Annotated in this window: 21 protein-coding genes; 18 read left to right on the top strand and 3 right to left on the bottom strand. The window is 36.9% G+C overall.

What is annotated here, in order from left to right:
• Window positions 1-39 precede the first annotated feature (39 nt).
• Window positions 40-1,458 (bottom strand): hypothetical protein, encoded by a 1,419-nt coding sequence (locus FLUTA_RS05860; RefSeq protein WP_013685935.1) that lies wholly within the window; start codon window positions 1,456-1,458, stop codon window positions 40-42.
• A 224-nt stretch (window positions 1,459-1,682) separates the two neighbouring features.
• On the opposite strand from FLUTA_RS05860, the gene FLUTA_RS05855 reads away from it, so the two are divergent.
• The 18 genes from FLUTA_RS05855 to FLUTA_RS05760 all read left to right on the top strand — a co-directional run bounded on the left by FLUTA_RS05855 (window position 1,683) and on the right by FLUTA_RS05760 (window position 20,456).
• Entirely contained in the window at window positions 1,683-2,393 is a 711-nt protein-coding gene (locus FLUTA_RS05855; protein WP_013685934.1) for a YebC/PmpR family DNA-binding transcriptional regulator, read from the top strand.
• A 288-nt stretch (window positions 2,394-2,681) separates the two neighbouring features.
• Window positions 2,682-3,338, top strand: coding sequence for a CvpA family protein (locus tag FLUTA_RS05845; protein WP_013685933.1), 657 nt, complete (start codon window positions 2,682-2,684; stop codon window positions 3,336-3,338).
• 245 nt (window positions 3,339-3,583) lie between these two features.
• A complete protein-coding gene (gene porW / locus FLUTA_RS05840) occupies window positions 3,584-6,250 on the top strand; it encodes a type IX secretion system periplasmic lipoprotein PorW/SprE (RefSeq protein WP_013685932.1) in 2,667 nt (888 codons plus the stop codon).
• A 16-nt stretch (window positions 6,251-6,266) separates the two neighbouring features.
• Window positions 6,267-6,500: an AtpZ/AtpI family protein gene (locus FLUTA_RS05835; protein ID WP_013685931.1), complete on the top strand. Its 234-nt coding sequence runs from the start codon at window positions 6,267-6,269 to the stop codon at window positions 6,498-6,500.
• Window positions 6,493-6,861, top strand: a complete 369-nt coding sequence (locus FLUTA_RS05830) for a hypothetical protein (RefSeq protein WP_013685930.1) — start codon at window positions 6,493-6,495, stop codon at window positions 6,859-6,861. The genes FLUTA_RS05835 and FLUTA_RS05830 overlap by 8 nt, the downstream gene beginning before the upstream one ends.
• Window positions 6,862-7,302: 441 nt before the next feature.
• Entirely contained in the window at window positions 7,303-8,418 is a 1,116-nt protein-coding gene (atpB, locus tag FLUTA_RS05820) for a F0F1 ATP synthase subunit A (protein WP_013685929.1), read from the top strand.
• Between the two features lie 31 nt (window positions 8,419-8,449).
• The gene (gene atpE, locus FLUTA_RS05815) at window positions 8,450-8,665 is read left to right on the top strand and encodes an ATP synthase F0 subunit C (protein WP_043023667.1); all 216 of its coding nucleotides are present in this window, start codon (window positions 8,450-8,452) and stop codon (window positions 8,663-8,665) included.
• Between the two features lie 76 nt (window positions 8,666-8,741).
• Window positions 8,742-9,236: a F0F1 ATP synthase subunit B gene (locus FLUTA_RS05810; RefSeq protein WP_013685927.1), complete on the top strand. Its 495-nt coding sequence runs from the start codon at window positions 8,742-8,744 to the stop codon at window positions 9,234-9,236.
• Between the two features lie 9 nt (window positions 9,237-9,245).
• Window positions 9,246-9,779, top strand: a complete 534-nt coding sequence (gene atpH / locus FLUTA_RS05805) for an ATP synthase F1 subunit delta (protein WP_013685926.1) — start codon at window positions 9,246-9,248, stop codon at window positions 9,777-9,779.
• Between the two features lie 86 nt (window positions 9,780-9,865).
• Window positions 9,866-11,440 (top strand): F0F1 ATP synthase subunit alpha, encoded by a 1,575-nt coding sequence (gene atpA / locus FLUTA_RS05800; protein ID WP_013685925.1) that lies wholly within the window; start codon window positions 9,866-9,868, stop codon window positions 11,438-11,440.
• A 28-nt stretch (window positions 11,441-11,468) separates the two neighbouring features.
• Window positions 11,469-11,822 carry a four helix bundle protein gene (locus FLUTA_RS05795; RefSeq protein WP_013685924.1) on the top strand — a complete coding sequence of 118 codons (354 nt, stop codon included), beginning with the start codon at window positions 11,469-11,471 and terminating at the stop codon, window positions 11,820-11,822.
• Between the two features lie 38 nt (window positions 11,823-11,860).
• A complete protein-coding gene (gene atpG, locus FLUTA_RS05790) occupies window positions 11,861-12,736 on the top strand; it encodes an ATP synthase F1 subunit gamma (RefSeq protein WP_013685923.1) in 876 nt (291 codons plus the stop codon).
• Between the two features lie 119 nt (window positions 12,737-12,855).
• Window positions 12,856-13,464, top strand: a complete 609-nt coding sequence (locus FLUTA_RS05785) for a hypothetical protein (RefSeq protein WP_013685922.1) — start codon at window positions 12,856-12,858, stop codon at window positions 13,462-13,464.
• 78 nt (window positions 13,465-13,542) lie between these two features.
• A complete protein-coding gene (locus FLUTA_RS05780) occupies window positions 13,543-15,441 on the top strand; it encodes a cytochrome-c peroxidase (RefSeq protein WP_013685921.1) in 1,899 nt (632 codons plus the stop codon).
• Between the two features lie 48 nt (window positions 15,442-15,489).
• On the top strand, window positions 15,490-16,248 hold the full coding sequence (locus FLUTA_RS05775) for a T9SS type A sorting domain-containing protein (protein WP_043023666.1): 759 nt from the start codon (window positions 15,490-15,492) through the stop codon (window positions 16,246-16,248).
• A 465-nt stretch (window positions 16,249-16,713) separates the two neighbouring features.
• The gene (locus tag FLUTA_RS05770) at window positions 16,714-18,687 is read left to right on the top strand and encodes an SPFH domain-containing protein (RefSeq protein WP_013685920.1); all 1,974 of its coding nucleotides are present in this window, start codon (window positions 16,714-16,716) and stop codon (window positions 18,685-18,687) included.
• A gap of 153 nt (window positions 18,688-18,840) precedes the next feature.
• Window positions 18,841-19,620, top strand: coding sequence for a methylated-DNA--[protein]-cysteine S-methyltransferase (locus FLUTA_RS20600; protein WP_169312060.1), 780 nt, complete (start codon window positions 18,841-18,843; stop codon window positions 19,618-19,620).
• Window positions 19,621-19,706: 86 nt separating this feature from the next.
• Complete coding sequence (locus FLUTA_RS05760; protein ID WP_013685918.1) at window positions 19,707-20,456, top strand: OmpA family protein; 750 nt, start codon at window positions 19,707-19,709, stop codon at window positions 20,454-20,456.
• A 3-nt stretch (window positions 20,457-20,459) separates the two neighbouring features.
• Here the strand turns inward: FLUTA_RS05760 and alr are convergent, their stop codons facing one another.
• Both alr and FLUTA_RS05750 read right to left on the bottom strand, forming a co-directional pair.
• Window positions 20,460-22,748 (bottom strand): alanine racemase, encoded by a 2,289-nt coding sequence (gene alr, locus FLUTA_RS05755; protein ID WP_013685917.1) that lies wholly within the window; start codon window positions 22,746-22,748, stop codon window positions 20,460-20,462.
• A complete protein-coding gene (locus FLUTA_RS05750) occupies window positions 22,745-23,323 on the bottom strand; it encodes a thymidine kinase (RefSeq protein ID WP_342630454.1) in 579 nt (192 codons plus the stop codon). The genes alr and FLUTA_RS05750 overlap by 4 nt, the downstream gene beginning before the upstream one ends.
• Window positions 23,324-23,457 lie beyond the last annotated feature (134 nt).

The following is a 23,457-nucleotide window of genomic DNA, read 5'->3' as shown; positions in this document are numbered from 1 at the left end:
GACATTAGGATACTAGGGCTAGTTAATAAGTCTTAATATCTAATGAATATATCCAGCTTGCCCCTTCTGAATACGATCAAAAATCCAATCATAACTATAGATCATATGCGAGTGTACAAAGTGTTTGTTTGGCCAGTTTTCAGGTGAAAATATACGACCTACATGAGCCGATTTTTGAGCTTCAATTCCCCAAACTGCTGTTTGTGGTGCAACTCCATCTTGATAACGAAGTGCATCTGCAGTTGATAGCCCTAGGTTTGAGCCATATTGCCAAACTTCCTCAAATTTGTTCCAATCCAATCCCTTATACCCCGCATTTTCGGGTGCAATGAGATAAAACTTTCCAAGAATGATAGACTCTTTGATGGTTTCTAAAAATCCTAGGGTATAAGCGTATCCCATGCTATGACAAACGATGTCAATGGTGTCTTTTGTCAAATAACTTTTCGGAGTGTTATGCAATTCATTCAAAAAAGCCTTCCCAACCAAAATTCCTTTCGAATACCTATAATCAAATCCTTCGGGGTTGCATTTTTGGTTTAAACACAGATATTTCCGTTTGGAAGATCGTGCGTTTACTGAGCGAATATAACTCCATCCGAATTTTAGTTTAGAAGCATGATTGGAAGTTTTAACAGAAAAGCTGCCATCCAAATAAAAAGTGGTGTCGGGTTTTAGTCGCTGAATGAATCGGTCGTCAATTTTAAACCAATAGTTCGTTCGATCATTCGTGTAAACCTCATTTCTACTTTCATGACTATCGTACTTAGGACCGCGGTATCCATTCACAAAAACCAAGTAACGTTTTGCTTTTTGTTCTAAATTTTGGCTAATTTCCTCACTGATTTCTTCTCCTGTGAATGCAAAAACATGCTGAAAATAAGGGTTTTCACGTTTTCCACCTGAATTATCTGGATTAAAGTAGGAGACTACGCGATAGGTATTGTTTTGAATGGAAACGCTTTTGTTCTTTTGAAGGTAAATGGTGTTTCCAGAAGATCGGTAGAAAATTTTGTCATTTTGGGAAGATTCAAAATGTAGCACCAAGTTTGAAATAGAACTCTTCCATCGACCATCCTTTTTGATATAAACCACTACTTGTGGATTCTCTGCATAAATAGCATTGAAAACAAGCTTCCCACCATGAAGTTTTTTGCTGTACTGACTTTTATGACTAAAATTCCGCCCTATTTTTAAGATCTCTTGTCTCAAAATACTGTCAGCAATCACACATTTTTTAGATGATTTCAATGTGTCAATCAAAATAACTCTGTTCAAGCTAAAAGGAGTAAAAAGCGTAGAAGGGACAATGCTACCATCGATGTCTTCCTCCCAAAAATAATAATATACCAAACTTGTTTTTGTCTGAAAATTGGGTCTATGAAAAGATTCATTCTGACCGATTGCGGACAAAATACTCCAATTAAACAGAATGAAAAGCAGCGTTTTGAGCTTCATTTTGTAAATATATTAACTTTTTGAGAGTTTGTTCAAATGGTTTAATGATGTTCAAAAGTTCAAATCTTGATAAATCTGGTATTTTCAAAATCAAGATGGCTGAGCGGAGTCGAGGGTACCTTGATTTAGTTCAGTAGTTTTTCAGCAACTCTTTGAACTTTGTATGAACCGATTGACCTCTTTGAACATTTTAATTATTTTTGCCAGAATATAAACTATCAGAAATGGGAAGAGCATTTGAATACAGAAGAGCAGCTAAAGAAAAACGTTGGGGAAAAATGTCAAAATTGTTTCCTAAACTAGGCAAAGCTATAACAATGGCTGCAAAAGAAGGTGGACAAGATCCGGCTACGAATGCCAAACTGCGCACTGCTATTCAAAATGCAAAGGCAGAGAATATGCCGAAAGACAATATTGAAGCTGCAGTCAAAAGAGCAAATCAAAAAGATATTGCATCATTTGCACAAGTGGATTATGAAGGAAAGGGACCCCACGGCGTTTTAGTTTATGTGGAATGTGCTACCGATAATCCGACACGCACAGTTGCAAACGTAAAATCGTATTTCAATAGAGCGGGTGGAGGAGTTGTTCCAAACGGACAATTGGAATTTATGTTCGATCGGAAATCTGTTTTCGAACTAGAGAATACAGGAGCTATAGATCCAGAGGAATTAGAATTGGAATTGATTGATGCTGGTTGTGAAGAAATCGAGGCAACGGAAGATCGCATTTTTATTTATGGAGATTACACCGCTTTCGGAACACTTAGTTCTGCTTTGGAAGAAAGAGGAATTGCAGTTCTTAAATCGAATTTGGAGCGTTTCCCAACAACTCCTGTTGAATTCACGGAAGAGCAATTAGTTGACATCGAAAAAATGATGGATAAATTTGACGATGATGACGATATTCAGCAGATATTTACTAATATGGGGTAAGCGAAAGCGAAGCTTTTGATATTACTCAGTCTTAATAGTAGTTGAAACCGGTCAGAAATGATCGGTTTTTTTGTGTCTGGTACTTTGCGCCCTTGCACTCTTTGCGTTTAAAACCGTGTGAGAATTTTACCGCGAATAAGAAGAGAACGCAAAGGTTTCAAATGATATCTGCGTAAATCCATTGAATCTGCGTGAGAAAATAAGTCAAGTTGCTCAATAAACAATGGTTCGTTTGTATCTTTTATATTCATCTGAATTCTTTCATTCTGATTTTCCCAATTTTGGGACATGAATTTTTTAGACATTTTGATTCTAATTCCCATTTCTTACGGAGCCTACAAAGGTTTTAAACACGGATTCGTTATTGAGTTGTTTACCTTGTTGGCTATTCTCGTGGGAATTTATGTAGGGATTCACTTCTCCGATTACACGGCAAATTGGCTCAAATCAACATTTGATTGGAACTCTGAATACCTTCCTGTTGTTGCATTTACACTCACTTTTTTGGCTGTTGGAGCAATGATTTTTTTTGGAGGAAAAATGATCGAAAAGATGATCAAAGTAGTTCAATTATCACCATTGAATAAATTTTTGGGTGTCCTCTTTGCAACGATTAAATCGCTTTACATTGTCAGTATTTTATTAGTGCTTATTGAATCTTACGATGAGAAAAGTAATTTTTTTCCAGAGAAAACAAAAGCCAACTCTCTACTTTATGAACCCGTAAAAGATGTTTCGACGAAAACAGTCCCTGCATTGGGAGAAAGTACTATTTTCTTGAAGAATGCATTACATAGTGAAATGGATAGCACTGGACTGACCGTCGATCAAGTGTTGCGGGCTAAGGAAATTGCAGATAGTTTGGGGATAGATGCCAATGATGCCAAGCAAATTTTGGAAGTTCATCAGAAGTATGGAGATAATGAGCCAACCTTGAAACCCTGAATAGATTTATGATTGTAAAATATCTGTACCTCTTGTTTATACTGGTCAAATAGACACATGTCTATCTGTGTTTTTTGGTCGGTTTTGAACTGTGGAGATATAAGCTAGAAGTATTTACCAGCTCTCTTTTTTAACACAATCCAGCATCTAATTACCGGATTTGGAATTGATTTGATAAACAAAACAATATATTTGCCTTTTCTTAGTTAATCGTTAATCACATCAGCGCAAGATTTTTCATTCGAATGAAGAAATTACATATTTGGATTTATTTGGGAATTATTTCCTTAGTATGGGCATGTTCTACTGAGAAGAATACAATGCTTAGCAGAGCATATCACGGAACCACTGCGCATTATAATGGCTATTTCAATGCCAATGATTTGTTGGAAGGTGCTATGAAAACCTATCAGGAAAATCAAAAAGAAGATTATTACGAGGTTCTTCCTGTTCTGCAATTACCTAGTGAGGAAGAAGTGAAAAACATGTATTCCCCAATCGATACAGCCATTGCAAAGTGTACAAAAGTAATTCAACGACATGCAATGCCTTCCATGGAAAAGCCAGCTTCTAAAAAAGATGAGCACAATAGATGGATTGATGAGAATTGGATTACAATCGGAATTGCCAATTATTACAGAAGAGATTACGACGTAGCTTTTAAGAATTTTGAATACACGAAAAAATTCTTTTCTACAGATAAATCAGCATACATTGCTGAAATGTGGATGGCCAGAACTTACATGGAACAAGGTAAATTCACAGAAGCAAATTTCGCAATTACCAATCTGGAGAAAGAGGTAGAAAAGCTCAGTAGTGGAGATTCTAAGAGTGAAAAAGGATCTAAATCATCTAAATCCAGCAAGAAAAAAAGTAAAAAGAAGACTAAAAAGGAAAAAGAGAAAGAACCAGCACCTTTTCCGAAGAAGTTGAGATACGATGTTTTTATTACCAGAGCTATTTTTTGTGAAAATAAAAAAGATGTAGAGGGAGAAATAAAAGCATTGACTAAAGCATTGGAATTTGCCAAAAAATCGAAAGATAAGGCAAGAATCAATTTTATCTTGGGTCAATTATTTGAGAAAAAAGGTGATCGTCCCCAAGCGTCCTATTATTACGGACGAGTTAGAAAATACAACGCAGGGTATGAAATGAGTTTTAATGCAACTCTGAAAAATGCCTTGAATGCGGGTGGTGAGAAAGTGCGTAAGAATTTGAAAAAAATGCTACGCGATACAAAGAATGGTGAATTCAAAGATCAGATTTACTATACCTTGGCGAAAATGGATCAGCAAGATGGAATGGAAGAGAATGCAAAAGGAAATTACACGCGTTCAGCACTTTATTCTATATCAAATGCTCGTCAGAAAGGGATGGCTTATGAGAAATTGGGTGATATTACCTTCGCGAAGAAAGATTATTTGAGTGCTCAAAAATACTACGATAGTTGTGCGAAGGTTATTCCAGAAAATTATCCGAATTATGAGGGAGTTAAGAATAAAGCTTCCAAATTACAAAGCTTAGTAAATGCGCTTGAGATTGCGCAATACGAAGATAGTGTTCAACGTGTTGCTAGCTTGTCTCCGTCCGATCAACTTGCTTTCGCTGAAGGTGTTATTGCCAAAATGAAGAAAGATGATGAGGAACGTAAAAGGCAAGATGCTATTCGATTAGCTGCTCTTCAAGACGTTCAAAATAAGAAACCTTCGAATGGAAATGGAAATAAGTTTTATTGGAATAACGATAAAGCGAAAGCAGAAGGATTTGAAGAGTTTAGAAAGCAATGGGGTCAGCGCAATAATGAAGATGATTGGAGAAGATCCGAGAAAGTAGTATTTGCAAGTTTTACTGATGAAGGAGATAGTTCTTCTACGGCTAAAGTCGAAGATAATGCAAGCACGGCATTAGATTCTTTAACACCAGAAATGTTAGTTGCTAAATTACCTTTATCTGATTCTGCTTTACAAGCTTCTCGTTCTCGCATGATGAATGCTTATTTTGATGCTGGTGGTATTTATAATGAGCAATTAAATGAAGCTGCCCTTGCTGAAAAACAATACCGCACCATGTTGAGTAAGGAATTTGAAAGTGATATGAAATTGATGGCTGCATATCAAATTTATAAGTTGCACAATCCAGACGATCCAATTGCTATCGAACAAAAAGATTTTATCTTAATTAATTATCCAACCTCTGATTATGCTGGTTATTTAAGAGATCCTGATTATTTTATCAAGAAGAAAGAACGCGAGAAATTAACCCAAGAGGCATACTTGACAGATTTGGATCGCTACGAAAGAGGTTTGTTCTACCCAGTTATTCAGAAAGCGAATATCGTGATTGCAGAGGAACAGGATAATCCGTATCGAAGCAAGTATATCTTATTAAAAGCAATGGCTCAAGCCAAAATGAATGAAGATAAACGAGTTGTTTTACCAACTTTGGATACTCTGATTGCCCTTTATCCAAAAACACCTGAAGCGGATAAAGCCAAAGAGATGAAGAACATCATCTTAAATGGTTATTCAGCAAATGAAAAGGCTGATTTTGAGGATAAGAGCATTTATAAATACGTTGAAGGTGAAACGATGCTCGTTCTTGTCTTTTTAACAGATAAAATCAACAATGTAGTTGCTAAAACACGGGTTGTTGATTTCAACAAGGAGTATTACGGTAAGCTTAAGTTGAATGTCACGTCGAAAGTGTTCAAGCAAGACAATGTAATCCTCATGAAGCAATTTAAAGATGAATATGAGGCTGCATCGTATGTTGCAATGTATAAACGGACCAGAAATCATTTATTGGATATGCAAAAATTGAAAATTTTGTTCATTTCTGAGAAAAATTTGCTTACCTTATTTGAATCAGGCAAACTGGATGAGTACCAGTTGTTCTTCGATGAGAAGTATTGATTCAAATAAGATTGAAATGGACGAGAAGCCAAAAAAACAAATCAAAAACTACGTTCGATTTAGTAGTGCTGCCATTCAAATGGGAGCTATTATTGCCGCTGCTGCCTTTTTAGGTGTTTGGCTCGATAAGAAGTATAATCCCAATGGGAATATGTATACCTTGATTTGTACACTTACTGGAGTAGTTGGCGCCATGTATTTAATAATTAAGGAAGTAATCAGTATATCTAAAGAAAAAGAAGATGAATAAACGAATTGGAGCATTTTCAACATTAATAATAATTGCATTGGTTTATTTGGTACTTGTTGGTTTAAAGTGGAATTGGGAAATTCCAAAGAATCAGCTGGTAGGTATTGTTGGATTGTTAGTGATTTTCTTCTCAAGTACCGCTATCATGATGTCTGGTGCTAAGTCAACAGCTGAGTCTCAAGCACAACGATTTATTTTGGGAACGGCTATTCAAATGATTTTTGTAATGTTTTTCGTGCTTATTGTAAAATATGTTTGGAAGGAATCGTTCAAGGAATTTGTTTGGTACTTTATGAGTTTCTTCCTAGTTATGCTTTTCGCTCAAGCTACTTGGATGTTGTTGAAAGTCAGAAAATCTTAAATTTTCGGTTCAAGTTGCAAGTTTGCGATATTGCGAACAACACTTTCCTGTAAAGGGTTCTGAGTTGTCTTTTATTCCTTTTGATGCAAGCTATTTGCTTGTTTTGAAATCTGATTTGAGATACTATTAATACTAATTTTGGTTCTTCAAAGGCAGGCATGTTAAATCTAAAATTAGTTACATAACTGTGATTTTTTTTTAAATCTAGTGACTGGAATTTCACCGCTTTTTCAGGAGATTGATGGGAGATGTTTTGTATATGTTCATTTGTCTGTTGCGCATAAAACAAGCCTCTGGAAATCATTTTTTTTGCCACAGATTTTTTTTCGTGCCACGAATGTGGTAAAAATGTATTTGTTTCTGATTTTTTTCTTGGTGTTTCTGAAAGATTCACTACCTTTGCGCCAAAATTTAGGGTTTTATACTAAATAAAAATAAGCGATGTCATTAAGTTTCAGTGCAAAACGATTTTTCTCTTTCCTAGTAGGAATACTCATTTTTTCAACTTCATTTGCTTCGGAGCATGGTTCTGAAGAAAAAAAGGAGTTTAATGTTGGGGAAATGATCATGCACCACGTTTCTGATGCGCATGAATGGCATTTGTGGGGTGGTCACCATGATGCGGTTTCTGTCTATCTTCCTGTTATTTTGATTGATGGTGGATTGAAAACGTTTTCTTCCAAACATTTTTATCACGGAGAGCATAAGTCAGTTCAAGATACAAGCGCTAAAAAAGAAGTTGGTTATGTGTTGGGTGTTGGCCCAGCTGCTGGGTATGCGATGTTTGAAGAAGAGATTTACAAGTTGAATAATAGTAATGCCTTGGAAATTAATGCGGGTAAGGTCGTTAATGCTGAATTGCCATTCGATTTTTCAATAACTAAAAACGTCCTATCTTTGTTTATGGGAGCTATTTTGATTTTGTTAATCATGAGTAATGTGGCTCGCTTCTACAAAAAGAATGGTCCAGTTGCTCCAAAAGGATTGGCAAAATACTTGGAAGTTTTAATCGTAATGGTTCGTGATGATATCGCTAAAGCAAACATTGATCACCACAAATACCAAAAATATGTTCCATACTTGTTGACAATTTTCTTCTTTATTTTTATCAACAACTTACTTGGTTTGGTTCCATTCCTTCCTGGAGGAGCGAATTTGACTGGTAACATTACAGTTACATTGTTCTTGGCAGTTTGTACTTTGTTAGTGACTGTTTTTTCAGCAAACAAAAACTATTGGTTGCATATTTTTGCAATGCCAGGTGTTCCAAAGCCTTTGTTGATTATTATGATTCCAATTGAGTTAGTTGGTATTTTGACAAAACCTTTTGCCTTGATGGTTCGTTTGTTTGCAAATATGACTGCGGGTCACATCATTGTATTGGCATTGGTTTCAATTATTTTTATTAATCAGAGTGCAGCTTGGGGAGGATTGTCCGTTCCTATGGCTTTGTTTATCTCTGTTTTAGAGTTGTTGGTAGCATTCTTACAAGCATTCTTGTTTGCAATGTTGTCTGCATTGTTTATCGGTGCCGCTGTTGAAGAAGCACACCATTAATTAGTAATTTTTTAATACATATATAGCTATGATGACAGGAAGTATCGCAGCGATTGGAGCTGGTATTGCAGTTCTAGGAGCAGGACTTGGAATTGGTAAAATCGGTGGTTCAGCAATGGACGCAATCGCTCGCCAACCTGAAGCTTCAGGAAAAATTCAAACAGCTATGATTATCGCAGCAGCGTTAATCGAAGGTGTTGCTTTATTTGGAGTAGTAGTAGGTCTACTAGGTCTAGATCCTAAGTAATTGAATTTAAAAGGCTTGTTGCAACGGTTGGTTGCGACAAGCCTTTAATTTGGATTGGAAAAATAAAAAAGATAAAATGAAATTAATTACACCAGATTTAGGATTGCTTTTTTGGACGGGCTTAGTGTTCGTTTTGTTGCTTGTAATTTTAACGAAATTCATTTGGAAGCCAATTTTGACTTCTGTTAATGCGCGTGAGCAAAAAATTACAGACGCATTGGAGTTGGCTGATAGAACAAAAGCAGAAATGCTTGCTTTACAGGCTTCGAATGAAAACTTATTGAAAGAAGCTAGAGCAGAGCGTGATGCAATCGTGAAAGATGCAAAAGAAGTTGCTACTGGAATGGTTGAGAAAGCGAAAGCTGAAGCAAAATCAGAAGCAAACAAAATTGTTGAGTCCGCTCGTGCAACTATCAACACAGAGAAAGTTGCTGCAATTGCTGAATTGAAAAATCAGGTTGCTGCAATCTCTTTAGAAATCGCTGAGAAAATCATTCGTGGAGAATTATCTTCTGATGAGAAGCAAAAAGCGTTGGCTGAGAAAATGGCAGGTGATATTAACTTGAACTAATAGACAGAAATGAAGATTTCGAAATCAGCTTCCCGTTACGCACAAGCTTTGTTAGATTTAGCAATCGAACAAAACAAAGTGGATGTTATCGCGGCAGATATGAAATACATGGCAACTGTTTGTGCTGAAAATCGCGATTTAGAGCTGATGCTTGAGAGTCCGGTTGTGAAAGCAGATAAAAAGTTGGCGGTATTGAATGCAATATTTGATCAGTTCGACAAAGTAACTAGTTTATTTGTTGATTTGATCGTGAAAAATGGTCGTGAGGCATATTTGTCTCAAATAGCAAGTTCATTTGATGTACTTTTGAAGTCGCACAAAGGAATTGTTCCAGTAACATTGATTAGCGCTCAAAAATTGGATGAACAAGTAAAGAAAGAGATTGTTTCGAAAGTTCAAGCATCTACAACAGGGACTGTTGAGTTGACGGAGAAAATAGATGCGGATCTAATCGGAGGTTTTATCGTTCGTATGGGTGATACTCAAATTGATGCTTCAGTAGCATCGCAAATTAATAAGTTAAAACAACGTTTAACAAGATGAGAAAGCGTTAGCTTTCGAAGACTGAGGATAGCAATCACAATTGCGTGATCCGAAGGAATTGAGAATCTCAGAATAAAAAGAAAAACATGGCAGATGTTAAACCAGCAGAAGTTTCTGCGATTTTAAGAGAGCAATTAGCAGGTTTCCGTTCGGAAGCTGAATTGCAAGAGGTAGGTACAGTATTACAGATTGGTGATGGTATCGCTCGCGTTTACGGATTGAAAGGTGTTCAATACGGTGAATTGGTTGAGTTCGAAGGAGCTCTTCAAGGTATCGCTTTGAACTTGGAAGAAGATAACGTAGGAGTTGTATTATTGGGTCGCTCTTCTGGTGTAAAAGAAGGGGATACTGTAAAACGCTTGAATCGTATTGCTTCTGTAAATGTTGGTGAAGGAATGGTTGGTCGTGTTGTGGATACTTTGGGTAATCCAATCGACGGAAAAGGTCCTATCGCTGGTCAATTGTACGAAATGCCAATCGAGCGTAAAGCTCCAGGGGTTATCTTCCGTCAGCCGGTTACTGAGCCGCTTCAAACAGGTATCAAAGCAATTGATGCGATGATTCCAATTGGACGTGGACAACGTGAGTTAATCATTGGTGACCGTCAAACAGGAAAAACAACTGTTGCGATTGATGCGATTATCAACCAAAAAGAATTTTACGACCGTGGAGAACCTGTTTTCTGTATCTATGTTGCCATAGGACAAAAAGGATCAACGGTTGCAGGGATAGTTAAAAAATTAGAAGACGCAGGTGCAATGGCTTATACAGTGATTGTTGCTTCAAATGCTTCTGATCCGGCTCCAATGCAATTCTACGCTCCAATGACTGGTGCTGCAATTGGTGAGTTCTTCCGTGATTCAGGACGCCCTGCATTAATCGTATTTGATGATTTATCAAAACAAGCGGTAGCTTACCGTGAAGTTTCTTTGTTATTGCGTCGTCCTCCAGGTCGTGAGGCTTACCCAGGTGACGTTTTCTACCTTCACTCTCGTTTATTAGAGCGTGCGGCGAAAATTATCGCTGATGATAATATCGCTTCTCAAATGAATGATCTTCCTGAGTCTATCAAAGGATTGGTAAAAGGTGGTGGTTCATTAACAGCACTTCCAATTATCGAAACACAAGCGGGTGACGTTTCTGCGTATATCCCAACTAACGTAATTTCGATTACTGACGGTCAAATCTTCTTGGAAGGTGATTTATTTAACGCTGGTATTCGTCCTGCAATTAACGTAGGTATCTCTGTATCTCGTGTAGGTGGTAACGCGCAAATTAAATCCATGAAGAAAGTAGCAGGTACTTTAAAATTGGATCAAGCTCAATACCGTGAATTGGAAGCATTCGCTAAGTTTGGTTCAGACTTGGATGCTGCAACGAAATCAGTATTGGATAAAGGTGCTCGTAACTTGGAAATCTTGAAACAACGTGAAGGAGATCCATACCCAGTAGAAAAGCAAATTGCTATCATCTATGTTGGTACAAAAGGATTGATGCAAAACGTTCCGGTAAACAAAGTAAAAGAATTCGAAAAAGAATATTTGGATTTCTTAGAGGCTAAACATTCAGATGTTTTAGTTCGTTTGAAAGCTGGAAAATACGATGATGCTGATACAGATGTACTAGGAAAAGTGGCGAAAGAGATCGCTTCAAAATATTAATTAAGAATGTAGAATTAAGAATGAAGAGATGAGCGTGTCTGAATTGAGAATTAATTCTGTTGTTCAAGATAAATCATTTCTTTTTGCTCAGTTAATCATTCGTTTCTGTTTGAATTTAAAAGATCAGAAGCATTATGAACTGAGCAGTCAATTGATTCGAAGTGGTACAAGTGTTGGTGCAAATGTAAGAGAAGCTCAACGTGCAGAGAGTAAAAAAGACTTCAAGCATAAATTGAGAATTGCGCTTAAGGAAGCAGATGAAACAAAGTATTGGTTAGAGTTAATTCATTCTGAAATTACTACGGTTGATAAAGCAATATTTGAATTGAATGAGGAATTAGTAAAGTTATTAGTTGCGATTATAAAAAATACGCAAGATTAAATCTCTACATTCTTCATTCCTAATTCTAAATTAGAGTTATGCCAAATTTAAAGGAAATACGAAATCGAATTACTTCAGTAGGATCTACGATGCAGATTACGTCTGCAATGAAAATGGTTTCTGCTGCAAAATTGAAGCGTGCGCAAGATGCCATTACACAAATGCGTCCGTATGCTGAGAAATTGCAAGAGATCTTGGGTAATTTGACGGCTTCGTTGGATATTACAGAAAATGCACTAGCTGCTTCTCGTCCAGTGGAAAAAGTGTTGGTGATTGCGATTACTTCTAATCGTGGATTGTGCGGTGGTTTCAATAACAACGTTATCAAACGTGTAAACTTGGCGGTGAATGAAGAGTATGCAAATGCAAACGTGAGCCTACTTTGTTTTGGGAAGAAAGTGAAAGATGCATTTAAACGCTCTGACATGTATTTCGATATCGAAGGAACTGGAATTCCAACAGACATTTTTGCTGAACTTACTTTTGGGAACGTTTCTGTGATTGCTGAATTTGCCATGAAAGCTTTCTTAGACAAGAAGTACGATAAAGTAGTTGTGATTTACAATAGCTTCATCAATGCAGCTTCTCAAGAAGTGAAACAAGAGCAATTATTGCCAATTGTTGCAACGGAACAAAAAGATGATAAACAAGCTGGAGATTACATCTTCGAACCTTCGAAAGAAGAAATCGTGGAAGAATTGATCCCAAAAACATTGAAAATTCAATTATTCAAAGCATTGTTAGATTCAAATGCTTCTGAACATGGCGCTCGTATGACTGCTATGCACAAAGCAACAGATAACGCGAAAGAATTGCAGAAAAGCTTGAAATTAAGCTACAACAAAGCACGTCAGGCAGCAATTACAAACGAAATATTAGAAATCGTTGGTGGTGCAGAGGCATTGAACGGGTAATTTTTAAAGAATTATATAATTAAAGCCCCAATCTAGTAATTGCTAGATTGGGGCTTTTGTTTTCTGGATGAAATTTCAGAGTAATTTATTTAATTTCACCCGTGAAAAAACAATCAATAATGGATCAAATAACTCAGACATACCAAAAAGCTTCAGATATAACATTAATTTCATTAGCAAGAAATCCGAAAACGTTGCGAGATGATGCACAAAGCGCTCTGTTGGTAGAACTAACGAACCGCGGGATGGATGAGGAAGTGGAAAATATGAAAGAAGAGCTTGAAATAGCTCAATTACTGAAATCTGACAAGGGAATAGATGAGTTTATCAATAAACGAATAGCACAAGGATATCCGACGTCTGAAATTGGGTTTGAATTGAAGGAACGCGGAATCAACATGTTTGAAATTCAAAACAGAAAAGGCAATCAAGAAGAAGTTCTCTATAGCCGTCTGGTAGATTTGAAGAATACCAGTGGAAAAAACAAACTGACGGAAGAAAAACTGAAATCTCGTTATGAATTAACTGATGAAGAACTTGCTGAAATAAAGCGTCGGGCAGTTCGTAGAGGAAAGACAAATTTGGTGGTCGGAATTACTTTAACAAGTATTAGTGGGATTACTTTTTTAATGACATTCTTCATGGAACATCCTCGATTTGCCTTACTTTCAGGGGCTGCTCTGGGAGTTGGATTGATTATTCGAGGGAATCAGTTGAGAAAAGTATAATCTCCATCAAATCCACGTGAATTTAATCATTCCTTAACGAGACGATTCAAGAAAACTCCTTTCTTTGTGAGTCTATATATGAAAGTTTTCTTTTTCGTTTTATCTCTTGCTGCAATAAGCGTTTTATTAAGTGTTGAAAGTGGGGGTAACGCTACTACTTCAACTATTGAACCCAAAAGTCGGTATATTTTTGAGGAGTTGAATTTGCTCATCAACGAATTGAAAGATTTCCGAGAGGATATTCAAGTTTCTACCAAACGAGAAGCGCATTATTTCAAAGTGCGTGAATACTACAAACACATCGAGTTTTTTGTAGAGCACATTTCTCCCATTCAAGCAAAATATAAAATCAATGGAGCACTTGTCCCTAAGTTTTCGGAATACGAGGAAGGATTTGTCGTGGATCCTTGCGGCTTACAAAAAGTGGAAGAATTCCTTTTTTCAGGAGAAGATTTTGTTTTAGCCGATTTGGAAAAAGAACTGGTTCAATTAATTGAAGTGTTTCAAGAGTTGAAGAACGGATATGCAAATATCCACTTAGAAAATCAGATTTATTTAGAAATGCTACAATTGCAATTGGTGCGCATTGCTTCTATGAATTTGAATGGTTATGATGCGACTTTTACCAAAACAAATTTGAAGGAGATAGAATGGAATCTCGTTTCTATGAAACAAATTGTTCGCAGTTTTGAATCTGAAATCGGAAAAAACAAAGAAGCTTCAAAGGCTTTGAAATCGCTTTTAAAAAACATTCAAAGTGCACAAAAAACACTGCACAAAAACACCGATTTTGATTCCTTTGATCGCCTAGATTTTATAGCAACTAATTTGGAGAATATCAATCTTCAATTGGTTCAACTTCATCGTGCGTTAGGTTTACCTTGGTCTGATCACAAACAAGCTCTCCGCTTAAATTCGGCACGACTTTTTTCTCCTGAAACCTTAAACCCGCAATTTTTCTCTATTTATTACACCGATAAATCGGATTTGGAGAAGCAAGCTGCTTTGGGGAAGTTGCTTTTTTACGATCCAATCCTTTCTGTCAATAACCAACGAGCGTGCAGTAGTTGTCATCAACCCGATAAAGCGTTCACCGATGGATTGAAAACAAGTCAGGCGTTCAATAATGAAGGCGTTTTGCCTCGGAATGCACCAAGTTTGATTAATGTATTGTATCAAAAAGCGTATTTCTACGATGGGAAAGCGTATCAATTGGAGCAGCAAATTCGAGATGTGGTGCACAATGAAAAAGAAATGGGCAGCAAGCTAGCAGATGTTGTGCTGAAATTGCGCTTAAGTGACGAATATAAAAGCTTGTTCAAGTCCGCATTTAAAGATCAAAAAGATGCAGCTATTTCTGAATATGCGATCTCCAAAGCCATTAGCGAATACGAAAAAACATTGGTAGCAATGAACAGTCGTTTTGATCGGTATTTGGCTGGAGAAAGAACTGCTATGAATCCGCGTGAAATTAATGGGTATAGTTTGTTTGCTGGAAAAGCGCTCTGTGGTTCGTGTCATTTTTTTCCACTCTTTAATGGAACAGTTCCACCTTATTTCATGGATTCTGAATACGAGATTTTGGGAACACCCGCAACCAATGAAAATAAATCATTGGATCCAGACAAAGGACGTTATTTAGTAACAAAAGTTGAAAAACAAATGTATGCGTTTAAAACACCAACAGTAAGAAATAGCGAGTTAACAGCTCCATATATGCACAATGGAATATATACGGATTTGAAACAAGTACTCCAATTTTATCAAAAAGGCGGGGGGGAAGGATTAAAATATTCCGTTCCAAATCAAACGCTGCCTTTTGATTCATTGCAGTTATCCGATTACGAGCAGGAAAACATTATTCTTTTCATGAAATCGCTAACAGATACTGTTGGATTATTTCAAAAGCCTTTTAAATTGCCCCGATTTGAGTCAAAACCTACTTGGAATACGCGTGCTTGGGGCGGAATGTATTGAAATTCAAGATCAATTATACGAATTTCTGTTTTTTTCCGTTTTGGTTTTATGAAACAACTAATTATTATCGCCGCTATTTTAAGTTCACTGAATGTGTTTTCCCAAGAGAAAGGAATGGGAAACAGATCAAATGTAAAGTTCGATCACTATATTTTTGATAGTTTGGGATATACAGGTTTCTCAGATTATTTTTATTATTCCGACATTGACCAAAATTCAATTGGTTTTTCTGGTTCTTTTAAAATGAATTCATTAGATACAGTGTTTTATGAAATCACACTTTCAACAGGTGATTCTTTGGTTTATACTGGAGAATGGTTCTCTCCATATCCTCCTTATTTTGTTTCGTCACTTGTTAATTTGGATTCTGTGATAACTGTTTTGAGTGGAATTCAATTTCCAATAAGTACTAATAGTGGATATGATTCATACTTTAATTCTGGTTTCATGCAAAGAGGAGTGATCCATAATTCTTGTTTGTTAGAAATAAGTTCAGCACATATACCCGATGCTGATAAATATTATGTGCGAATTAATTTTGTAGACCCACCTCTCAATGTAATAGATCTGCCAATTAACTTGTCTGATATTAAAATTTATCAAAAAGATGAACTATCTCTTTTCATTGAAGTCGAAGATAATGCTCAGTTAAATGTCAAGTTTCTTGCGCTTTCTGGTCAATTGATTTCTGAAACTACCTTGGAAGGGTCTAATAATTTGAATATTTCTTCCTTTTCACAAGGTTATTACATAATTCAGGTAAAAGATTCAAATGGTGCAGAGAAACAATTGAAGTTTATTCGGTAGTTTTATTTAAATAGTTGAATTTGATTAGTTTCACTGAACGAATTGCTTGATACATTTTTACTAGATACATTCCTTTGTTAAAGCTATTCAAATCAACTTGCAACTCCTCAATTTCTTGCATATAATCTTCTTGATGAAGTAAAAGTTTATTTATCCCCAACTGAATAATGAAGAAATTAGTGATTAGAGTAGGATACAGATTTTCATAAGCGAGTTATTTACCAATTGATTAGGATTTTAAAAATGGTTGGAAACTTATCGAAATCCTTTCAATCGTAAGCCTCCAAAAATAGACGAATAAGAGACAATTTGTCAAAATATCCTAAAATTGAACAAAAATATCTGGTGTTATATACATTTACTTTATGAATGGATTCATTCAGATTGCTGCTTATAGTGAAAACCGCCATCTCCCTTAAGCTTCTTATCAGAATAGAACTTTCTATTACTTAATTGTTATACTTTATGGTACATTATTTACAAACCTATTGGTGGGTAATTGTAGTGGTACTTTGTTTGGTGCTCTACAAATTTATTTTAAGATTCTTATTCGGAATGGTGATCGTTCCAGAAGATAGAATTGGTTTAGTTACAAAGAAATTCGTTTTGTTTGGAGCAAATAGAGAGCTTCCAGATGGTCGCATTGTTGCAACAAACGGAGAAGCAGGTTTTCAAGCTAAAACACTTGCTCCTGGATTGTATTTCGGAATGTGGGTTTGGCAGTACGAGATCACAATGGAACAATTTACAGTCATTCCTGAAGGGAAAATCGGTTTGGTGCTTTCGAAAGATGGCGCTGAAATTCCAACAGGAAATATTCTTGGCAGAAAAGTGGAGTGCGATAACTTTCAGGATGCAAATATGTTCTTGATGAATAATGGACAACGTGGTCGCCAAACTAATTTCATGACTGCTGGGTCCTATCGTATCAATACAATGCTTTTTCAGATTTCGGTAACAGATATGGTGCGGATTCACGAAAGCATGGTGGGAATTGTTACCACTTTGGATGGTCAGCCAGTGGAGGCTGGTCAAATCGCTGGTCGAGTGGTGGAAGGACACAACAATTTTCAAGATTTTGATAAATTCCTAGATTTGAATGGAAATAGAGGCTTGCAACCAACCGTTATTTTGGCGGGTTCTTACAACTTAAATCCATGGGCTGTTCAAGTGGAAGAAACTCCAATGACAGAAATTCCAATTGGATACGTGGGGGTGGTTATTTCTTACATCGGTGGTGATGGAAAAGATTTGACTGGAATTGATTTCAAACATGGAAATATTGTTGAGAAAGGTAGTAAAGGTGTTTGGTCAGAACCTTTTGGTCCTGGTAAATATCCAATCAATAAATACACAATGAAAGTGGAATTGGTTCCAACAACGAATTTGGTATTGAACTGGGCACAAGCGCGCAGTGAATCGCACAATTTGGATAAGAACTTGTCTACAATCACCGTTCGTTCAAAAGATGGTTTCCCATTCAACTTAGATGTTTCGCAAATCATTCATGTACCTACAACTGAAGCTCCGAAAGTGATTGCTCGATTCGGGAATATGGTGAACCTGGTTTCCCAAGTTTTGGAACCTACCATTGGTAACTATTTCCGTAACTCAGCACAAGACAGCGACGTGATCGCATTCTTATCAACTCGAAAAGAAAGACAAGAATCTGCGAAAGAACACATCAAAAAAGTGTTGGATGAATACAACGTAAATGCGGTTGATACGTTGATTGGTGATATCGTGCCGCCAGAGTCGCTCATGAAGACTTTGACAGATAGAAAGCTAGCAGAAGAGCAAAAAATCACTTACGAGACGCAAAAACAAGCGCAAGAAACGCGTCAAGGGATGGAAAAAGAAACTGCCATTGCTGATATGCAAAAAGACATCGTAAAAGCACAACAAAGTGTGGAAATTGCAGAGCGCACCGCAAATGCAACCGTGAAAAAAGCCGAAGGAGATGCTTCTGGAGTGAAATTAGCTGTTGGAGCAGAAGCAGAAGCAACCAAAATGCGCGCATTGGCAGAAGCAGAATCTACTCGAGCTCGTGCAAAAGCCGATTCAGAAGCGGTGAAATTGAAAGCCGATGCGGAAGCTGAACGAATTTCTAAAACAGGTAATGCAGAAGCGAGTAAAATTTTGGCAATTGGTAAATCTACTGCTGAAGCTTATGAGTTAGCTGTAACTGCTTTGGGTGGAGAAAACTTTACCCGATTCAAGATTACGGAAGAGTTGTCTAAAGGAAATGTGAAATTGATTCCGGATATCCTGATTGGTGGAAATGGACAACAAGGCGGTTCAGCGATGGATGGTCTTCTAGGCCTGAAATTGATGGAAATGATGGATCCCGAGAAAAAGACAACGACTCAGGAAGTTGAACGGAAAACAAAGCCTGAAGTGAAACCTAAATCACTAGGTTCTTCAGGTAAAACGGAATAAAAAGAGAGTGGGATGCCAATTGACATCCCACTCTTTGGTTTAATGAAGGATTTACAGTTTGTAACTATTTCTTTTTGAAATACCATTCAATTCTCTTTTTCCCTACCTTTCACTTCTCAAATGGAAGTCGATTTTTCATACCAATCTCAACGCATGAATTTGCTTTTCAGTACGCTGAAATGGATGCTTGATTCTCAACAAATTGGAATCACTTTGGAAGAGTTGTCCAAACGAGTAGATTTGGGCGAATGGGAAACACAACACCTTTTTCAAGAGTATTTGGGGAAGGATCCAATTCGGTTTGTGCAAGATGCCTTTTCTCCATCCTTGGCGCAAGTGAGTAGACAAGCACAATTATCTATTTTTGATTTGTTTGATGATTCGTTAAGCGATTCGAAACCAAGTATCGATTTAGATATTCATTTGCTCGAAGAAATTCCATCTGAAATTCAGTATTCAATTTTCCCTTATTTTTTGGGATCTGTTTTTATAGCGAGTAATGAATCAGGCATTTGTCAATTGACTTTTGAAGATAGCGAGGTTGGCTCGATTCGTTTGAGAAGAACTTTTCCCAAAAGCACCATTCGAGAAGAAAAAACGGCTTTGCAAGAGTTGGCTTATCAGACATTGATGAATTATTTTGTAAAAACGGAAGATCTTCCAGTGCTTCCAATAGCTGTAAAAGCAACATCTTTTCAAGTTTCTGTTTGGAATGAATTGGCAAAACTTCCCAATGGAGAACTAACAAGTTATGGTGCCATAGCCCAAAATTTGGGAGACATCAATGCTTCAAGGGCTGTGGGAACCGCCGTTGGTGCAAATCCAATTGCGATGTTGATTCCTTGTCACCGAGTGGTACACCAAAGTGGTAAAGTTGGAAACTTCCGTTGGGGAAGCTGGAGAAAACAATTGCTGTTGGGAATTGAAAAGTAGCATCGTTGCGCATTCAATAGGTTGTTCTTAGAGATTTAATCCTGTAACAAAATAAATGAATCGTCGTTTTCCTTAAAATTGAAACTATGAAATCAACCTTACTACTCCTTTTTATCAGCTATTCGAGTTTATTTTCCTTTGCTCAAATCGATGTACAGAAAGATTCAATTGCTCTTTTGTTTGATTACAAAAGATCGGTTATCTTGAATAATTCCATCTTAGAATTGAAGTTTCGTGAAATCAGCGAACCTATTTCTAAAATTGTATTGCTTGGTTATACCGATTCATTAGGAGAAGTATCAGACAATGAACTTTTGGCTGAGAAACGAATTCAGGCAGTGAATACACTTCTTAAAAACTCAGCTTGGAAGAATGTTCTGATTGAAACGAAGAATGTAAATGAAACGGGAGGTTTTCCGCAGACTAGTTTGGAGCTCAATAGAAGAGTAGATGTACTGGTGTTTGTTTCCGCTAAACAAGAAAAACCGCTTGTCTTTGAATTGAATAAACCAGTTAATTTGAATATCAATTTTGAGAATGCAAACGCGGTTGTTAAGGCTGAATCAATTCCTAATTTGGAAAAATTAAACAGGATTCTATTGGAAGATACTTCTTTGTTTGTAAGACTGAATGGACATGTTTGCTGCACTTCCGCTCAAGAATTGTCGTTTCAAAGAGCAAATACTGTGATGACTTATTTGTTGAAACACGGAATTCCCCAGTCGAGAATCTATGCGGAAGGCTTTAGCAATACGCAACTTTTGGTTCCAGATAATTCAGAAGAAAATATGGCAATAAACAGAAGAGTAGAAGCGATTTTTTATCGGAAAGATTAACTATTATTCCTCCACATAAACCCGGTGCATCCGTTTCGATAATCCTGTCATAACTTCATACGGAATGGTTTCCATCGACTTAGCAAAAACTTCCATGGGTTGATTTTGTCCGATAATTTCCACTGAATCATTGATCTTCGCATCCACCGAACTGATATCGACCATAATCATATCCATGCATACGCGACCTACAACGGGACACTTAATTCCATGAATGAACACAGAACCCTTTCCGTTACTTAAACTACGTCTAAAACCATCTGCGTAGCCAACGGGGATGATAGCTATGGTCATATCTTCGATTGCTTGATAGGATATTCCGTAACCAATGAAATCTCCTTTTGGAACAGCTTTGATTTGTGAAATGGAACTATACCAAGAAACACTTCCTTGTAAAGAAGCTTTCAATTGGTTGTTTTCGGTGTAGCCGTACATAGAGATTCCCAAGCGAATCATATCGTAACAGCTTTCCGGATAGCGCAAAGAGCCTTCTGAATTGAGAATATGTGCCAAAAATGAATCCGAACTATTGGTTCTGAAATAGGAAACAATGCTTTCAAAAGAGGTTAATTGTTTTTGTGTGAATTCGCTGTGAATTGGATTGTCAGCATCTGCTAAATGCGAGTAAATTCCTTGAATTTTCACTTCTGGCTGTGAATTGATAATCGCCAAAATACGTTCTTTATCACTGGGTGCAAAACCCAATCGATGCATTCCTGTATCAAATTTCAAATGAATGGGATAGGCTGAAATTTGTTTGTGGATCAAAGCCGTTATAAATTCATCCAATTGCTCGAAGGAATAAATAGCGGGTTCCAACCGGTATTCAATAATCAAGTCACTGTGCTCTGGATCTGGATTCATGACTACAATTGAAGATGAAATTCCAATTCCTGCTTTCCGCAATTCCACACCTTCATCTGCAAAGGCAACTCCAAAATTTCGAATGCCGCTTTGTTGTAAAAAAGGAGCTACTTTATCTGCGCCAGAACCGTATGAAGATGCTTTTACCATCGCCAAAATTTTCACCTCTTTTGGTATTCTGGATTGGTAAAAAGAAACATTGTGTTTGATCGCACTGAGGTTAATCTCAACAATTGTTCGGTGTTTCAAGGCTTTTCCTCTTGCTACTTCGTGTTCAAATGCGCGATCTCGATGTGCTTTAACAAGAACCACTGCATTGTGAAAATTTTCCCAGGGAATCGATTTTCCTTCTGGGATAAAATGAAACTCATCTGGATTGAAGGAAGTGATTAGTTTCTCAATTTCCAATCGCTCATGCGCATGTTTTTCAGATAAACCAATGACTACAATTCGTTTTTTGGTTGGTGCCAATTGACGTTGATAAATTAAAGCTTCACTTAAAGCATCGAAATCTAAATTGTATGTGTCATTGATGATTGTATTTCCATTGACTCCTTCAAAAACTTCCATGCGTAAAGCAAGGGTTGGAAGTGAATTAATTCGCTCTAGAATTTGGTGAGATTCAAATTGCAAATAGGCCAAAAATGTTTTCAAAACACCTAACATTCCGCTATATCCAATTGGAAAATGGTGGTTTTCATAAGATTCACAAACCTGAAAATTTCCAGGTAATCTGTTTTCTAAATCAGCAAAAGTATGTGGAATAAATGCCAATTTGCATTCACGAAAAAGCGTCCATTTTTCCAGTAAATGTTCTTCATTATCTGCAAAATTTTCACGATGTGCTTTTCCAAATGCGGTGAAAATACCAAAGTCGGGCTGAATCATATCGCGGAGAATTTTCATTTCACCAGGCTTAGAAATTCCAGCTTCAATAAAAGCAATGGACGCATTCTCATGCATTTCCAACAGAGACAAAGCAACGCCAATTTGTGAGTTGAAACTTTTTGGACTTCGAACTACTTTGAATTTATCTGAAATACAATGGAAAATCCATTCTTTGAAAGTTGTTTTTCCAACACTTCCTGTGATGGCAACAACTGGATAAGTATATTGTTTCCGATGATGAGTTGCTAATTGTTGAAGAGCAGTTAAAGGTTCTTCCACTTGAAAATAAAGGGCATCTGGGTGAAATTTTGAAGAAGCATTTTTCGCAATCACAAAAAAGCGAATACCTTGTTGATAGGCATTCTCAATGAATTCATTTCCAGATCTTGAATGACCAGAAAGTGCAAAAAACAATGCTCCGTTAGCTTGTTGAATTTTGCGGGAATCAAAGTAAATATGCGTGATTGATTCTGAACTGGAACCAATTATTGTTGCTTCAAAAATGGATGCACACGCCTCAATGGAATAATTTAATCTCAATGCTCAATTTTATTGTAACAACTGCGACAAAGAGGTTCGTATTTTTCAACGGCTCCAACCAATACTTGTCCTTCGTCCTTTGTTGTTCGATGTGAGTACTGTGCTAAGTTACCACATGAAACGCAAATGGCGTGCACTTTTGTTACATATTCTGCCATGCACAAAAGGTCTGGCATTGGCCCGAAAGGTTTACCCAAATAATCCATATCCAACCCAGCAATAATTACGCGGACACCTTGTTTCGCTAAATTCGCACAAACCTGAACCAAACCAGCGTCAAAAAACTGAGCTTCATCAATAGCTACAATACGTTCTTTTTTCCAATGCTTGATAATTTCAGATGAATCCTTCACCGGAATTGCCTCCAAGGAAGATCCTTTATGGCTAACCACTTGTTCTTCGTGATAGCGATTGTCAATCGCTGGCTTGAAAAGAATTAGCTTTTGTTGGGCAAATTCGACCCGTTTCAACCGACGGATTAATTCTTCCGTTTTTCCAGAAAACATCGATCCGCAGATCACTTCAATCCATCCGTTTTGTCTTGCTTCAGAAGGAATTTGCTCTAAAAACATCATTTTTCAAGGTTATCAACAATTCACTATAAACAACTATTCGATTTTGGAACAAAAATGTGTTACTTGAATCGTAATTTTATACTGCAAAAATTGTCATTTCTTGGGGTCTAAATACACGAGAGTTTACAAGTTTT

Origin of the sequence: Fluviicola taffensis DSM 16823 (assembly GCF_000194605.1) — a bacterium.
Taxonomy (GTDB): Bacteria; Bacteroidota; Bacteroidia; order Flavobacteriales_D; family Crocinitomicaceae; genus Fluviicola; species Fluviicola taffensis.
Note: the sequence above shows the minus strand (reverse complement) of the source record. Positions and strands in the feature narration are given on the sequence as shown.